We start from the raw sequence: 16,511 nt of genomic DNA on the forward strand, positions 1-16,511 counted from the left end.
ACATGACGCTCGTAGTATTTGTCGGCTCGCTTCTCAGCGCCATGGCTATCGGCGTTCCGATCGCTTTCTCGCTCATGTTCTGCGGTGTGGTTCTCATGTGGTACATGGGGATGTTCAACACGCAGATCATCGCGCAGAACATGATTGCCGGCGTGGATTCCTTCACGCTGCTGGCAATACCGTTTTTCATTCTGGCTGGTGAGCTTATGAATTCCGGCGGCTTGTCCCGCCGCATCATTGATTTCGCCATAGCTTGCGTCGGGCATATTCGCGGCGGCCTCGGCGTCGTTGCCATTCTCGCAGCCATCATCATGGCCAGCGTTTCGGGTTCCGCCGCTGCGGACACTGCGGCGCTGGCAACCATCCTAGTCCCCATGATGGCGAAAGCGGGCTACAACATCCCCCGGTCTGCGGGACTGATGGCGGCAGGCGGCATCATCGCGCCGGTTATCCCGCCATCCATGGCCATGATCGTGTTTGGGGTTGCTGCCAACGTATCGATAACGCAGCTTTTCATGGCCGGGATAGTGCCCGGTCTGATGATGGGTATCGCGTTACTCTTCACCTGGCAGATCGTCGTCAGAAAAGACAATCTCAAGGTGCTTCCCAAGCAATCCGGCAAAGATCGGCTGCAGGCGACCGGACGTGCACTTTGGGCGCTCGGCATGCCCGTGATCATTCTTGGCGGCATCCGTATGGGCGTCATGACACCGACAGAAGCGGCTGTGGTTGCCGCAGCCTATGCCCTTTTTGTCGGCATGTTCATCTATCGCGAACTGAGATTTGTCGATCTTTACGGCGTGTTTTTGCGAGCTGCCAAAACAACATCCGTCATCATGTTTCTCGTCGCGTCGGCCCTGGTGTCGTCATGGTTGATAACGGCAGCAAATATCCCGGCTGAAATCAGCAGTTACATCGCGCCGCTGATCGACAGTCCGAAACTGCTGATGTTTGCGATCATGATACTTGTGCTCGTCGTCGGAACAGCACTCGACCTTACGCCGACGATCCTCATCCTGACGCCAGTCCTGATGCCGATTGTCAAACAGGCGGGGATCGACCCGGCCTATTTCGGCGTTCTTTTCATTATGAACAACAGCATCGGGCTCATCACGCCGCCGGTCGGCGTCGTGCTGAATGTGGTGAGCGGCGTCTCAAAGGTGCCGCTCGGAAAAGTGGTCGCTGGCGTCAATCCATTTCTGATTTCGCAAGTGATCGTGCTGTTCCTGCTGGTTCTGTTCCCAAGTCTCGTACTGGTACCCATGAACTGGCTGCATTAGGTTTAACATCAACTCTGGGAGGAGAGTTCAATGAAGAAATTGCTTATGCTGGCAACAACCGCCCTGATGGCGGCCGCGCTAACCGTACCCGCTCTTGCCGAATTTCAGGAGCGCAACATTCGTGTCTCCAATGGCATCAACGAGGATCATCCAGTCGGCAATGGCATCAAGGCAATGAATGAATGCCTTGCTGAAAAGTCCGGTGGCAAAATGAAGATAACCGCCTTCTGGGGTGGAGCTCTGGGAGGCGATTTGCAGGCAACGCAGGCACTGCGTTCCGGTGTGCAGGAAGGCGTGGTAACCTCGTCGTCGCCCCTCGTCGGGATAGTTCCAGCGCTTGGCGTTTTCGATCTGCCATTCCTCTTCGCAAACGATGAAGAGGCAGATGCCGTCGTCGACGGCCCCTTCGGCAAAATGATGGACGAAAAGCTCGCGGCCGTCGGCCTCGTCAATCTTGCCTATTGGGAAAACGGCTTCCGAAACCTTTCAAACTCAAAACATCCGGTCAACAAATGGGAAGATTTCAGCGGCATGAAAGTCCGCGTGATGCAGAACAACATCTTCCTCGACACATTCCAGAATTTCGGTGCCAATGCCACACCGATGGCTTTCGGTGAAATCTTCTCAGCGCTGGAAACCAAGGCCATCGATGCGCAGGAAAATCCTTACGTCACCATCGATACTTCAAAATTCTACGAAGTGCAGAAATATGTGACAGAAACCAAGCATGCCTATACGCCGTTCCTGTTCCTGTATTCCAAGCCGATCTTCGACACATATTCCCTTGAGGAACAAGCCGCCTTGCGTGAATGCGCCGTTGTCGGACGCGACGTAGAACGCAAGGTCATTCGTGAATTGAACCAGAAGTCACTCGAGAAGATCAAGGAAGCGGGTCTGGAAGTAAACACGCTTTCGCCGGAAGAGCACGCGCGCATGCTCGAAAAATCCCAGCCGATCTACGCCAAATACAAGTCTCAGATCGGCGACGACGTCATCGATGCGGTGCAAAAGCAGCTAAGCGAAATTCGGAAATAAAAACAATTTGAAAACTCGAACAGGCCGCGCTCGTCACGCGGCCTGTTTTGTTTCGTTCAAGCGGCTTTCCGGCGGCTGTTAACTCGTTCGGCGAGCTTGCGGGCACGCGCAAGACTATCAGCCTGCTCGGTACTGAAACGATCTTCCCCGATTTCCATGATCAGGAAGGTATCGGGCAAAAAAGTCAGTTCATCGAAAATCTCGTCCCACGGAATATCGCCCCAACCGATCGGCAGATGCAGATCGCCAATACCGAGCGCCGTTGCCTCCGCAGGATGATAAAACTTGGTCATCGTGTAAGGGCGACCAAAACTGTCATGAACATGCAGATGCCCGGTTACCGGAGCCATGGCACGAATTTGCGGACGCCAATCGATTCCGAGACGACTGCACTCAATATAAGCATGGCTGAAGTCGATCAGCCCGCAGACGGAAGAGTGGTTGACCGCAGCGACCGTTTCGGCAACCTGAGCCGGTGTCTGCCGATACTCGGCATCGCTCATTGCAAAGATATTTTCCAGCGCGATGCGGACGCCATAAGACTTTGCCAGTTCCGCCATTTCGCCGAGCGCATCCCGCTCCATCTTGTCGAGGTCGGGAAGGCGAGAAGGCGCAGGCATTGTGGCGTGGCCGGAATGATGAACAAGTACTTCCGCTCCCACACGATCGCAGAGTTCCAGCATCGCCCGGACCACTGCCTTTTGATACTCAAGATGTTCGCGATCCATGAAATTGGAAACGATCTGTCCGTGGACGCTGTAACGGACGTCAAACTGTCTGGTAATATTGACGAGGCGATCCACGCGGTGCGGAATGAGACGGCCGCCTGAGATTATTTCCTCGCCATAAAGCGACAATTCCACAGCGTCCGAACCGAGTTCGACGATATTACGGATTGCCCCTTCAAGCGTGCTGAAATTGCCGTCACCTGCCGGAGTGCAAAAGCCAATCGCTGATATTATGTGGTCAGAAGTCATGATACTCGTCCTGTCAGACATGGAAAATGCGCGAACGGGGTGTCCTGTATCGCGCATCCCCTCTGGCACGAGGCTATTTCAGGCGTATGACTATAAGAAACGATTGTTCATCAGTTGAGAGGAATTGCGTTACCATCCTTGCTTGACTGATAAGTGTCGGACAATTCGTCATACTTCGCAAAAATCGCGTCGAGCTTTTTGCGGAGTCGCAAACGATCGGCGTCCGGCAAGGATGCCATCATTTTCGGAATCGAATGGCTATGCCAGAAAGCGTTGTCGCGGTTGTATCCGCCCGGTTCCAGCGTGAAGACTTCCTTGAGGATCTTCAAATCATGCGGGATAGAGAAAGCATCCCGTGAATCTTCATGGCTGAAAAGGTAGTAAAAATTGTCGAAACCACTCCATGTGATAGCCGATAAGCACATGGAGCACGGCTCATGAGTGGAAAGAAACACCATGTCTTTCGTATCGGGACGTCCATTCTCCGGCATTTCATAGAAGCGCTTCAATGTGTGCACTTCGCCGTGCCAGAGCGGATTCTCGGTCTCGTTATTGGTTTCAGCAAGAACAAGAGACAGATCTGACTTGCGCAACAGCGCCGCACCGAAAACCTTGTTGCCTTCCGCAACACCTCGCTCAGTCAGCGGAATGATGTCCTGCTCGATAACCTCAATAAGCTTTTCAAGCAGTTTCAGTTCATTCGTCTGCACAGTTGGTTCCTCCCGCTATTGCAGAATTACGCCGGACCTTTTCGGCCCGGCGCTTTACGGTTACTCCGCAAAGAATGCGAAGCGGATGACGAAAAGTGCAGCGACCAGCCAGGTAGCCAGATGCACGTCACGTGCCTTGCCCGTGAAGGCTTTGAGGATGACATAGCTGATGAAACCGAAGGCCAAACCGTTGGCAATCGAATAGGTGAACGGGATAGCCAAAGCTGTCAGCGCAGCCCGGCGCAGCTTCCGTTACGTCGTGCCACTCGATCTCGGTCAATTCACGCATCATCAGGCAAGCGACGTAGATAAGGGCCCGGTGCCGTCGCGTAGGCTGGAACAGAACCAGCGAGCGGGGAAATGAACAAGGCCGCAAGAAACAGAAGTGCTACGACCAGTGCCGTCAAGCCTGTACGGCCCCCCGCCTGAACGCCGGATGCGCTTTCCACATAGGCCGTCGTGGACGAAGTACCGAGAAGCGAACCACCCAGAATTGCCGTGCTGTCGGCAAAAAGGGCGCGTCCGAGACGGTTTGGTTTCCCCGGTTCAATCAGACCGCCACGCTTAGCCACGCCGATCAGCGTGCCTGTGGCGTCGAAAACTTCAACCAGCACGAAAACGAGAATGACGTGCAGAATGCCAGTATGCAGAGCACCCATCACATCAAGCTGAAGGAAAGTCGGAGCAAGACTAGGCGGCGCTGAGAAAACACCGCCGAACTGGCTGATGCCAAGAGCGATAGATGCCACGGTGACAATGAGAATACCAATGAGGATCGCACCGCGAACCTTAAGGGCGTCCAGCACCGCGATAATGAAGAAGCCCGCAATCGCCAAAAGCGGTCCCGCCTTCGTCAAATCACCCAGGCCAACCAAAGTCGCCTGATTGCCGACAACCACACCAGCGCTTTTCAGACCAATCAAAGCCAGGAACATGCCGATACCGGCTGCAATCGCACTTCGCAGCGAATGTGGAATACCCTCCACCAACCAGCGGCGTACACCTGTAACGGTCAGGATCAGGAAGATGATACCCGAAATAAAGACAGCACCGAGTGCCTGCTGCCAGGAAAAACCCATCGCCCCAACAACGGTGAAGGCGAAGAAGGCATTAAGACCCATGCCGGGCGCCATGCCGATTGGCCAGTTTGCGACGAGCGCCATGATGATCGAGCCGAGAGCTGCCGCAAGGCAGGTGGCAACGAAAACGGCGTTTCGATCCATACCCGTAGTGGACAGAATATCCGGGTTTACGAAGATGATGTAAGACATCGTCAGGAAGGTCGTCACGCCGGCAATAATTTCCGTTCTCGCCGTTGTGCCGTGTTCCTGCAATTTGAACAGCTTTTCGAGCATCGTCCCTCCAAGGCAAAGCGCCCGTCAATTTAGCGCCCCAATTCGCGTCAAATCACGACGCGCAACCTATTGCGCCCCGCAAATGTGTCGAGTTGAAGCAACCTATGCGATTGCCATAATGTTAGTTGCCGCTGCAGATTTGCAGGCGGACATGTTCCCCATACACCCATCGCGGACAAAAGCACAGTTCTGCCGCGTGAATGCCAGTTTGTTGACATGATTTAGTGTGGACTGAGATTTCACCGCGCGCCAGTCACTCATTTGCGGGAAATATTTGAAACAGATTCAAAAAAGACAGTTCGTGAATGCGGCTCTGCAAATTCTAACCGACTGTTTGGAATGAGCTTTGCAGGAGCAAGGCCGTTCCGTACATGCCAAGAGCAAAAAATGTATGCGCTATAAGATTGAGCAGTCGCACATTGCGCGCATTTGGCAGCTTGGACGCCGCCCAACCGATTCCCAGGCCCGGTTGCAATAAAAACCACCCCGCCGATACCGTCAGTATACCAAATATCCAAACCGGGAAAAATACTGGATCAGAAAACCATTCCGCGCCACCATAAATGGCAAAGATCACGCCATAAAGAATGCCGACTGCATAATGCCCGATCCAGCCGAGCGCTACTTCATGCTTATAAGGTGCAGAAGAGGAAATATCGTCGTGGAAAATCCGCCCATGCCGAAGATGCCAAAACCAGCGTCCCACCAGACCCCAGTTTGGACGTGCCTGTCCGGGCATTGCAGCAAGCAAAAGTGCCCATAAATCCATTACTATGGTTGCGCCGATCCCGATCAGAATTCCGCGCCAGACAATGTCCATCTTGAGTCTTCCTCTGCATCATCGGGCAGCCAGATAAGCCTGAGACCGCCCGATGATGCAAGAGGTAGATCTACGTGCACTCCTGCATTCCAACTTCTTACTGGCAATGACTTGGTATGACAACATGCACCGGCAATAGAACGTTGCTATGAAATAGAAGCGATGAAGAACGGCAATTCTACCGCAGTTAAAACGGAAAGACCGTACCTTCATCGCCGCCCCCGCAAGTACAAGTTGACTGAAATTCAGGATACACGCAATCGCAATCTGTCCCAAAAAGGCACGGATTATGTCCCATTAGCATTCTGTGAGAAGATGATGGACAAGACTGGATTCAAGCGGTTCCAGCGTACCGCGATACCGAACCTAATCCAGAATGTCGGCCAGGAAAAACTATTTAAATAAGGGATACATAAAACAAAAGCGTCGGGACTGGAGACCGACGCTTTGTTATTTTATTCGATTTTCACTTACGGGGCGATCCTTCGGGAGACACGCCATAAGTTATTACTTACCGAAAACTGCGCTCTGGATCTGCGAACGCGAAACACCGATATCGGCAAGAAGATGGTCGTCCATTGCACCGAGCTCACGGATAGCGCGGCGGCGGGATACGAACTGCTGTACTTTCTGACGAATGTTCATTTGCTTTCTCCTCGTTTGGATGATGGGTAAATAGGCGTTTGCCCAAATTTCCACCACGGATATGATTGCAAATGAGGCATGCGTTTTTGCTTGAGCTCGAAACCTTGAAAAGGTCGAATTTACTTCTTCCTCAAGCAATGAGCTGCTTATAGACTTTAAAAACAGAATTTCAGAAATGTCTTTTGCCAATAGGCTTCTAATCGATTAAGGGAACGATAGGAACGAACCCCTCCCCCCGTTTCTTTCGGACATCGTCATGCTCTATGGTATTTTTCTCGCGTTTGCGTCCTATGCGGCATTCGCTGTCAGCGACGCCTGCGTCAAGTTTCTCGATGGAACGTTATCGCCGTATGAAGTCGCGTTTTTCGGCGCCGTCCTTGGTCTGCTGGCTATCCCTTTTACAAAGAAAGCAGACGATGTCTGGCTGGACATGTTTCGCACAACCAACATTCAGATGTGGCTATTGCGGACCGTAACGGCCGCCATGGGAACCATAGGCAGCGTTACCGCATTCACACATCTCTCCATGGCGGAGGCTTTCGCGCTCATTTTCCTCCTGCCTGCCTACGTGACGATCCTTTCCGTGGTATTCCTGAAAGAGCAGGTTGGCTGGAGGCGATGGTCGGCGGTGCTTATCGGATTCGTCGGAGTTCTTATCGTGCTGCGGCCTGGATTCCGGGAGCTTTCCATCGGCCATCTCGGAGCACTTGCTGCCGGCATGGGCGGAGCGATGAGCATCATCATCTTCCGCGTCATGGGTAAGCAGGAAAAGCGCATATCCCTTTATACAAGCGGGTTGATCGGTCCCATCATCATTTGCGGAGCTCTGATGGCTCCGTCATTTGAGGCACCCAACACTGAGCAGTGGATCTACCTCGCAGGCTACGGTCTTCTGGCAGCACTAGCCAATATCCTGTTGATGCTTGCGGCCCAGCGCGCGCCTGCGAGCGCCATCGCCTCTCCGCAATACAGTCAGATGATTTGGGCGATCCTGTTCGGATATTTCGTCTTCCACGACCATATAGACACGCCAATGATGATCGGCATCGTTCTCATCACTATTTCCGGTCTCTTTACTTTCATTCGCGAAAGACAACGCGGCGTGGAGGGCCCTCCGGCTGTGGTTACATCGGAGCCCACCCCGGCGCTTGTTGAAGAACAATCCTGAAAGCAAACCGTGACAAGTTCGCGCTTGTCTCCGGCGTTGCCTCCTCCTACCATGCACGCAGGCCCGTGCCGGATCGATGAAACCGCACCTTAAAAGTGTGCTTAGGACATTGATCCGTTTCAATCATATCGAGACGCTCCGAGCATTTTCCGACAACGATCTGTGTTTGAAGGCGTTCTGACGCGGGCGGAAGCATGAAAGAATATTGTCAAAGGACTAGGAAAATGAACGATAAGCGGGCGATGTGGACCTATTACAAGGGCGAATGGCGTGAAGGGGATGTACGAATTCTAGGCGCAGCCTCGCAGGCGACCTGGCTTGGTTCGCTGGTATTTGATGGCGCACGCCTGTTTGAAGGTGTTACGCCCGATCTCGACCGTCATTGTGCACGCGCCAATGATTCAGCCCGCGCTTTGGGATTGGAGCCCACACTTTCTACCAGCGATATCGAAACATTGGCGCGCGAAGGCCTGAAGAAATTCGCGCCGGGAACAGACGTTTATATCCGTCCCATGTACTGGGCAGAAGAAGGCGACACGAGCACTGTCGCGCCGCTTGCCTCGTCAACGGATTTTGCACTCTGCCTGGAAGCGATCCCCATGGTCGAACCAAAAGGCTTCACTATCACCACTACGTCGTTCCGCCGACCCTATATGGAAGTCATGCCGGTCAATGCCAAAGCTGCGTGCCTCTATCCGAACAATGCGCGCATGCTGCGTGAGGCCAAGGCAAAGGGCTTCCACAATGCTCTGGTGACGGACGTTCTTGGCAATGTCGCAGAAACTGCAACTTCCAACGTTTTCATGGTCCGCGGCGGTGAGGTGTTCACCCCGGCCGCCAACGGCACGTTCCTCAACGGCATCACTCGCCAGAGGGTCATCAACCTGTTGCGCAATGCGGGCATTTCCGTTCATGAAACCGTTCTGAAAATTGACGACTTCCGCCAGGCAGACGAAATCTTTTCTTCAGGCAACATGAGCAAAGTCGTCCCGATCGTCGGTTTCGATGACCGCAAACTGGAATATGGACCGCTGACCAAACGCGCTCGTGCCCTTTATTGGGAATGGGCCCACGCCTGATATCCACACACAACATCTCCGGTCCTCCGACCGGAGATGTTTTTCACCGCTCGCAAATCTGACATCGCCGTTACATGATCGAACATACGCCCCTTTTTCTCGCAATCGCAGTCATTGCGGCATTTCTTGTCGGGCTTTCAAAAGGTGGCTTGCCGTCGGTTGGTACACTTGCCGTTCCCTTGATGGCATTAGTCATATCACCCGTCACTGCTGCTGCGCTTTTGCTTCCGATCTATGTCATCAGCGATATGTTCGGGCTGTATCTTTACCGCCGCCATTTTTCCCCACGCAATCTCGCGATCCTGACTCCCGCCGCGATTCTCGGCGTCGGCATCGGATGGATGTTCAGTGCGCACCTGTCGCCTACATTCATAGGAATGCTGGTCGGCTTGGTTGGTATCCTTTTCTGTTTCAACGCGTGGTTCGGCGCCCGTTATCGTAAGAAAGCCAGAAAGGCGGATGTGCCCGGCGGAGCATTCTGGGGTGTACTTACCGGACTGACCAGCTTTGTCTCTCATTCCGGGGCTCCACCGTTTCAGATGTATGTGTTGCCACAACACCTCCCGAAGCTGGTCTTCGCCGGTACCTCGACTATTCTTTTCGCCATCGTCAACGCCGTTAAACTCGTTCCTTACTGGCAGTTGCAGCAGTTTTCCCACCTCGATACGTCGCTTGGTCTCTGGCTGGTTCCCGCTGCAATAGTCGGTACCTTCGTCGGCGCCAAGCTGACGCGAATAATGCCGGACGGTCCGTTTTTCTTGCTGGTTCAACTGACCTTGTTCGGACTCTCCATCAAGCTGATTGCCGACTGGACCGTGCCTTATCTCTTCGGTTGAATAGTTTCAGCCATCGCTTGCAACGCTTCGTCCCTTCAGTCACGATGCCTGTATCAAGCGCCTTTTGGGAGAGAGGAAGCGGGGATGGCTGATGCTGATGCGATTATCATCGGAGCAGGACTAGCGGGGCTTGTCGCGGCTCACGAGCTGGCTGCTGCCGGGCGCAAAGTCATTCTCCTCGAACAGGAAGGCGAAAACTCCATCGGCGGACAGGCATTCTGGTCGCTCGGTGGACTGTTTATGGTCGACAGTCCCGAACAGCGTCGTCTTGGAATCAAGGACAATATTGATCTCGCACGGCAAGATTGGTTCGGCTCGGCACAATTTGATCGACCCGAAGACCACTGGCCAAAGCGCTGGGCGGAATCTTATCTGGCGTTTGCCGCCGGAGAAATGCGATCCTGGCTCCACAGTCTCGGCATGCGCTGGTTTCCTGTTGTGGGCTGGGCAGAGCGCGGCGGCGCGCGAGCAGATGGTCACGGCAATTCCGTGCCGCGTTTTCATATTACGTGGGGCACTGGGCCCGCCGTCGTTGCGCCGTTCGAACGATCTCTTCGTGAAGCGATCGGCAAAGGGCTTATTACCTTGAAATGCCGCCACCGAGTCAACAGCATAGCCACTACAGACGGACGAGCCAGCGGCGTCTATGGCGAAGTGCTGGCCCCTTCGACCGTTGAGCGCGGGAAACCTTCATCACGAGATGCCGTAGGGGAGTTCGCCTACTTCGCGGACTGCGTGATCGTCACGTCGGGGGGAATAGGCGGAGATCCCGACAAAGTTCGAAGAGCATGGCCACGCGACCGGCTCGGCAATCCGCCGAAAGAAATGGTGTTGGGTGTTCCGGCCCATGTCGATGGGCGAGGCATTGATATCGCGGTAGCCGCAGGCGGTCACGTCATCAATGCCGATCGCATGTGGCACTACACGGAAGGCGTGCGCAACTGGGACCCGATTTGGCCGAACCATGGCATTCGCACTCTGCCGGGACCGTCTTCCATGTGGTTCGACGCCAGGGGTGATCGCCTCCCTGCCCCCTATCTCCCCGGTTTCGACACACTGGGCACGCTCAAACATATTCTATCCACCGGCTACGATTATTCCTGGTTCGTCCTGACGGAGAAAATCATTCGTAAGGAATTCTCCCTGTCCGGATCGGAACAAAACCCGGATATCACCGGCAAGGACTGGAAACTCTTGCTTAAAAGCCGCCTTGGTAAAGCCCCGCCACCTCCGGTGAAGGCATTTCTGGACAATGGAGCGGATTTCGTCACAGCGGTTACGCTTGATGAACTCATTGCAAAAATGAACAGTCTAACGGGAGAAAAGCTTCTCAAGCTTGACCATATACGCGATCAAATCGAAGCGCGGGACCGCGAGCTGATCAATCGCTATTCCAAGGATGCTCAGGTAATGGCGATTCATAATGCCAGGGCCTATATCGGCGATCGTCTTACACGCGCCGTTCCCCTGCATCCAATGCTGGAAGCTTCCAATGGTCCACTCATTGCAGTCAAACTTCATATTCTGACACGCAAGACACTCGGCGGCCTGCATACCGACTTGGACGCCCAGGTTCTCAATTCAGCTGGAGAAAGAGTACCTGGCCTGTACGCTGCAGGTGAGGCCGCCGGTTTCGGCGGCGGCGGCTATCACGGATATAACGCGCTTGAGGGGACGTTTCTTGGCGGCTGCATCTTTTCCGGTCGGACGGCGGGCCGGGCTGCAGCTGCAGCCTCGCTCTAACTCTCGTTCCCTGGCATCGCTCCTAAAGGGCCGCTTCCATATATGAGTTTTTTATTTTTCGGTCCCGGCTTCGCTCTCGAAACCCTATGCCAAACGGCAACATAATGCCCCTGTAAGAAACAGGGAGCCCTCTCGGGCATGATTATGGATTTCTTCGTCCTTGCAATCGGCATCGGCTTTTTTAGCCTGCTGTTCGGCTATTTGCGCATCTGCGAAAGGCTTTGAGGCAGGTCATGATGATCGAATACATCGCCGGCGCTTTGGTCGCCGTCTTCATAGCCGCCTATCTTCTTTATGCGCTTTTGCGACCAGAACGATTCTAAGCGGGTTTCTGGCCGACACCACGTAACCGGCAGCTATTCAGTCCTCGGAAAAGAAAATGACCCTTAATGGATGGATTCAGATCCTCGTTTTCTGCGGGATCATCATTTTGCTCGTCAAGCCGCTCGGCGGCTACATGACGCGCGTTTTCAACGGTGAACGGACTTTTCTTTCACCAATCCTGGTGCCTGCGGAGCGCGGGCTTTATCGTCTCGCAGGCACGAGCGAACGCGAAGAGCAGCACTGGACAACCTACACCGTTTCCCTGCTTCTTTTCAACCTGGCGGGCTTTTTGCTCCTTTACGTGCTCCAGCGGGTTCAAGGCTCCCTGCCCTTCAATCCGATGGGCATGAGCAACGTTCCCGCTGATCTCGCCTTCAACACCACCGCAAGTTTTGTCACCAACACCAACTGGCAGAACTATGGCGGCGAAAGCACACTCTCTTACGTGACGCAAATGGCAGGGCTGACAGTGCAAAACTTCGTTTCAGCTGCGACCGGCGTTGCCATCGCCATAGCGCTCATTCGCGCGTTCTCGCGTAAGTCGATGAAGACGCTTGGAAATTTCTGGGTCGATCTTACGCGCTGCACGCTCTACATCCTACTGCCCTTGTGCGTCCTCCTTACCTTGGCTTTCGTCAGTCTCGGCGTGCCGCAAACGATTGGAGCCTATGCCGAAGCTACGACGCTGGAGGGTGCGCGACAGGTGATAGCGCTCGGGCCAGTCGCCTCGCAACTCGCGATCAAGATGCTTGGCACCAATGGCGGCGGCTTTTTCAACGCCAATTCCGCGCATCCTTTCGAAAACCCCGACGCCATTTCCAACCTGATCCAGATGGTTGCGATTTTCGCCATCGGTGCTTCGCTGACCAACGTCTTCGGGCGGATGGTCGGCAACGAGCGCCAAGGCTGGGCGATCTTTGCCGCCATGGGCATATTGTTCGTCGCGGGCGTTGCAGTCTGCTACTGGGCGGAAGCCACCGGCAATCCTCTTATCCATGCACTCGGAATTGACGGCGGCAACATGGAAGGTAAGGAAACACGCTTCGGCATCGCTATGTCCGCGCTATTCGCCGTTGTTACAACCGCTGCCTCATGTGGCGCAGTGATCGCCATGCATGACAGCATGATGGCGCTCGGCGGAATGATCCCCATGATCAATATGATGCTTGGGGAGATAATCATCGGCGGGGTTGGCGCAGGCTTCTACGGCATAGTCCTCTTCGTCGTCGTCGCCATTTTCGTAGCTGGCCTGATGGTTGGGCGAACTCCCGAATATCTCGGCAAAAAAATCGAAGCCAAGGAGGTGAAGATGGCGATGCTGGCCGTCCTTTGCCTGCCGTTGTCCATTCTTGGATTCACGGCCATTGCTTCGGTCCTACCGACAGGTCTGGCGTCAATCGCCAACCCCGGCCCGCATGGCTTCTCGGAAATCCTCTACGCCTATACCTCAGGGACAGCGAATAATGGTTCTGCCTTTGGTGGATTATCCGGCAATACGCCGTGGTACAACATCACGATCGGTCTCGCCATGTTGATGGGAAGGTTTCTCGTCATCATTCCGGCTCTCGCAATCGCCGGTTCGCTTGTCGCCAAGAAAGCCGCTCCGCAATCCGCCGGTACCTTCCCGACAACAGGCCCGCTTTTCGTCGGCTTGCTGATTGGCGTCATTCTCGTAGTCGGTGGCTTGATTTTCTTCCCCGCGCTGGCGCTCGGGCCCGTCGCCGAGCACTTCGCAATGATCAAGGGACAAATGTTCTGATGCTGCGCCCCTCAAACTGCATCCTCTCTATCCTTCTGGCAACGACCGCCATCCTTCTCGCGGTTCAGCTTGCCGGGTTGATCTGAGATTTTCCGAAACGGAAACGTAATTTACTGGAGCCTCCTTTATGAGCCAGTCCAAATCCGCGAGCATTCTCGATGCCCGCATCCTTTTACCCGCCATCGGCGATGCCTTCCGCAAGCTCAACCCGAGGAGCCTTGCACGCAATCCGGTAATGTTTGTGGTTGCAGTCGTTTCACTGTTGAGCACTTTGCTTCTCCTGAAGGACGTTGCCACCAGCAATCCCGATGCCAGCTTCTCGTTCCAGATCGTTCTCTGGCTATGGTTCACGGTTCTGTTTGCGAATTTTGCTGAAGCCGTCGCCGAAGGACGTGGAAAGGCGCAGGCGGACTCCCTGCGCCGCACACGAACAGAAACGCAGGCCAAACTTCTGGATAGTCCGGAAAGCCAAAGCTGGAAGAATGTACCGGGGACCAGTCTGAAGGTGGGTGATGTGGTTCTGGTGGAAGCCAGTGACATTATTCCCTCGGATGGCGAAGTCATCGAAGGCGTGGCCTCCGTTAACGAAGCGGCCATCACCGGGGAATCCGCACCGGTCATTCGCGAGTCCGGCGGCGACCGCTCCGCCGTCACCGGTGGAACACAGGTCCTGTCCGACTGGATCAAGGTCCGCATCACTGCCGCGCAGGGTTCAACCTTCATCGACAAGATGATCAGCCTGGTGGAAGGTGCCGAACGTCAGAAGACGCCGAATGAGATCGCACTCAACATTCTGCTTGCAGGCATGACGCTGATATTCGTTCTGGCCGTTGTGACAATCCCGAGTTTTGCGACCTATGCAGGCGGTTATGTTCCGGTCACAGTGCTGGTTGCACTGTTTGTAACACTCATCCCGACTACAATCGGCGCCTTGCTTTCCGCTATTGGCATTGCGGGCATGGATCGTCTCGTTCGGTTCAACGTGCTTGCCATGTCTGGTCGTGCCGTAGAGGCCGCAGGGGACGTCGACACGCTTCTTCTCGACAAGACCGGAACGATCACCCTCGGCAATCGTCAGGCGACTGCTTTTGTACCTGTCAGCGGCGTAACCGCGCAAAACTTGGCCGACGCGGCACAGTTGGCTTCGCTTGCCGATGAGACACCGGAAGGTCGCTCTATCGTCGTTCTTGCCAAGGAAAAATACGGCCTGCGTGGGCGCGACATGCAGAGCCTTCACGCTCATTTTGTACCGTTCACCGCACAAAGCCGCATGAGCGGGGTAGATGTTGAAGGTTCTGTCATTCGCAAAGGTGCGGTGGATGCGGTGCTCGCCTATGTGGAGCAGAGCAGCCGCGTTGATCAAGGCACCCTGTCCGGACTGCAATCCATCGCTGATACGATCGCCAAGGCGGGCGGCACACCGCTTGCTGTCGCCAAGGATGGTCAACTCCTTGGTGTCGTGCATCTGAAGGACATCGTCAAAGGCGGCATCCGTGAACGCTTCGCGGAACTGCGCCGGATGGGTATTCGTACAGTCATGATTACCGGTGATAACCCGATGACCGCAGCAGCCATCGCCGCCGAAGCCGGGGTGGACGACTTTCTGGCGCAGGCAACGCCTGAAAACAAACTGTCTTTGATCCGCGAGGAACAGTCCAAGGGCAAACTTGTTGCAATGTGCGGCGATGGCACCAATGATGCCCCTGCCCTTGCGCAAGCTGATGTAGGCGTGGCCATGAACACCGGCACGGTTGCCGCGCGTGAAGCAGGCAATATGGTCGACCTCGACAGTGATCCCACGAAACTCATCGAAATTGTTGAGATCGGCAAGCAATTGCTGATGACGCGGGGGGCACTGACCACATTCTCCATCGCCAATGACATTGCGAAGTACTTTGCAATCATTCCGGCGATGTTTCTGGCCTTTTATCCGCAGTTGGGCGCGCTCAACATTATGGGATTGGCTTCTCCACAGAGTGCCATTTTGTCGGCCATCATCTTCAATGCCCTGATCATTGTGGCCCTGATCCCGCTTTCGTTGAGAGGCGTCACCTATAAGCCGGTCGGCGCAGGCGCTCTCCTTTCGCGTAATCTTTTAATCTACGGACTCGGCGGTGTCGTCGTGCCGTTCGTGGGCATCAAGGCCATCGATCTGGCGATTATCACCCTTGGCCTCGTATAAGGATAAGCAAAAATGCTGAAACAACTTCGTCCAGCGCTTGTCATGATCGTGTCGCTTACCGTTATAACCGGATTACTCTATCCGCTCGGCATGACCGGCATCGCCCAAGCGATCTTTCCGGCGAAAGCCAGTGGCAGCCTTATCGAAAAGGACGGCACAATCATCGGCTCCCAATTGATCGGCCAGAATTTTACCAGCGATCGGTATTTTCACGGTCGGCCATCTGCCGCAGGAAAAGACGGTTACGATGCCGCAAGCTCCGGTGGTTCCAATCTGGGCCCAACCAATCCAAAGCTCATTGAGCGGATTAAAGCGAACGCCGCGGCCCTTGCGCACCAAGAAGGCTCTACAGAACCACCGATTGACCTCGTGACAACATCTGCAAGCGGTCTTGATCCGCATATCTCCCCGGAGGCAGCCTTCTATCAGGTGCCTCGCGTTGCAAAGGCACGCGGGATTGATGAAGCCGCATTGCGCCGGATTGTAGAGCAACAGATCGAACCTCGTGAACTTGGATTCCTCGGGGAGCCGGTGGTCAATGTTCTCGAGCTGAACCTTGTTCTGGACAGGGACGAAACCAAGTAGAATAACTCGGGCG

The 16,511-nt window shown here is 54.6% G+C and carries 14 protein-coding genes and 1 pseudogene; 10 read left to right on the forward strand and 5 right to left on the reverse strand.

Annotated features, from left to right (window positions below; all coding sequences use genetic code 11):
* The first annotated feature begins 2 nt into the window (after positions 1-2).
* Entirely contained in the window at positions 3-1,280 is a 1,278-nt protein-coding gene (locus tag OINT_RS16495; protein ID WP_006469018.1) for a TRAP transporter large permease, read from the forward strand.
* A gap of 30 nt (positions 1,281-1,310) precedes the next feature.
* Positions 1,311-2,315, forward strand: coding sequence for a TRAP transporter substrate-binding protein (locus OINT_RS16500; RefSeq protein ID WP_006469019.1), 1,005 nt, complete (start codon positions 1,311-1,313; stop codon positions 2,313-2,315).
* A gap of 56 nt (positions 2,316-2,371) precedes the next feature.
* Here the strand turns inward: OINT_RS16500 and OINT_RS16505 are convergent, their stop codons facing one another.
* The 5 genes and pseudogenes from OINT_RS16505 to OINT_RS23090 all read right to left on the reverse strand — a co-directional run bounded on the left by OINT_RS16505 (position 2,372) and on the right by OINT_RS23090 (position 6,822).
* Positions 2,372-3,292, reverse strand: coding sequence for a sugar phosphate isomerase/epimerase family protein (locus tag OINT_RS16505; RefSeq protein WP_006471328.1), 921 nt, complete (start codon positions 3,290-3,292; stop codon positions 2,372-2,374).
* 110 nt (positions 3,293-3,402) lie between these two features.
* Positions 3,403-4,002: a nucleoside deaminase gene (locus OINT_RS16510; protein WP_006469021.1), complete on the reverse strand. Its 600-nt coding sequence runs from the start codon at positions 4,000-4,002 to the stop codon at positions 3,403-3,405.
* 60 nt (positions 4,003-4,062) lie between these two features.
* Positions 4,063-5,357: pseudogene (locus OINT_RS16515) on the reverse strand (NCS2 family permease).
* Between the two features lie 322 nt (positions 5,358-5,679).
* Positions 5,680-6,177: a DUF2938 domain-containing protein gene (locus tag OINT_RS16520; protein WP_006469022.1), complete on the reverse strand. Its 498-nt coding sequence runs from the start codon at positions 6,175-6,177 to the stop codon at positions 5,680-5,682.
* 507 nt (positions 6,178-6,684) lie between these two features.
* Positions 6,685-6,822, reverse strand: coding sequence for a DUF1127 domain-containing protein (locus OINT_RS23090; protein WP_006471330.1), 138 nt, complete (start codon positions 6,820-6,822; stop codon positions 6,685-6,687).
* Between the two features lie 256 nt (positions 6,823-7,078).
* Between OINT_RS23090 and OINT_RS16530 the strand changes: the two genes are divergently transcribed.
* The 8 genes from OINT_RS16530 (at position 7,079) to kdpC (ending at position 16,498) form a co-directional block, all read left to right on the forward strand.
* Complete coding sequence (locus OINT_RS16530) at positions 7,079-7,990, forward strand: DMT family transporter (protein ID WP_006469025.1); 912 nt, start codon at positions 7,079-7,081, stop codon at positions 7,988-7,990.
* A 224-nt stretch (positions 7,991-8,214) separates the two neighbouring features.
* Positions 8,215-9,069: a branched-chain amino acid aminotransferase gene (locus OINT_RS16535; RefSeq protein WP_031346972.1), complete on the forward strand. Its 855-nt coding sequence runs from the start codon at positions 8,215-8,217 to the stop codon at positions 9,067-9,069.
* 74 nt (positions 9,070-9,143) lie between these two features.
* On the forward strand, positions 9,144-9,905 hold the full coding sequence (locus tag OINT_RS16540) for a sulfite exporter TauE/SafE family protein (protein WP_006469027.1): 762 nt from the start codon (positions 9,144-9,146) through the stop codon (positions 9,903-9,905).
* Between the two features lie 84 nt (positions 9,906-9,989).
* On the forward strand, positions 9,990-11,648 hold the full coding sequence (locus tag OINT_RS16545; protein ID WP_006469028.1) for an FAD-binding dehydrogenase: 1,659 nt from the start codon (positions 9,990-9,992) through the stop codon (positions 11,646-11,648).
* A 236-nt stretch (positions 11,649-11,884) separates the two neighbouring features.
* Positions 11,885-11,971, forward strand: coding sequence for a K(+)-transporting ATPase subunit F (gene kdpF / locus OINT_RS24440; RefSeq protein WP_353390991.1), 87 nt, complete (start codon positions 11,885-11,887; stop codon positions 11,969-11,971).
* Between the two features lie 56 nt (positions 11,972-12,027).
* Positions 12,028-13,731 carry a potassium-transporting ATPase subunit KdpA gene (gene kdpA / locus OINT_RS16555; RefSeq protein ID WP_006469030.1) on the forward strand — a complete coding sequence of 568 codons (1,704 nt, stop codon included), beginning with the start codon at positions 12,028-12,030 and terminating at the stop codon, positions 13,729-13,731.
* Positions 13,732-13,858: 127 nt separating this feature from the next.
* A complete protein-coding gene (gene kdpB / locus OINT_RS16560) occupies positions 13,859-15,913 on the forward strand; it encodes a potassium-transporting ATPase subunit KdpB (protein WP_006469031.1) in 2,055 nt (684 codons plus the stop codon).
* A gap of 12 nt (positions 15,914-15,925) precedes the next feature.
* Entirely contained in the window at positions 15,926-16,498 is a 573-nt protein-coding gene (kdpC, locus tag OINT_RS16565; protein WP_006469032.1) for a potassium-transporting ATPase subunit KdpC, read from the forward strand.
* Positions 16,499-16,511: the final 13 nt, after the last annotated feature.

Origin of the sequence: Brucella intermedia LMG 3301 (assembly GCF_000182645.1) — a bacterium.
Lineage (GTDB): Bacteria > Pseudomonadota > Alphaproteobacteria > Rhizobiales > Rhizobiaceae > Brucella > Brucella intermedia.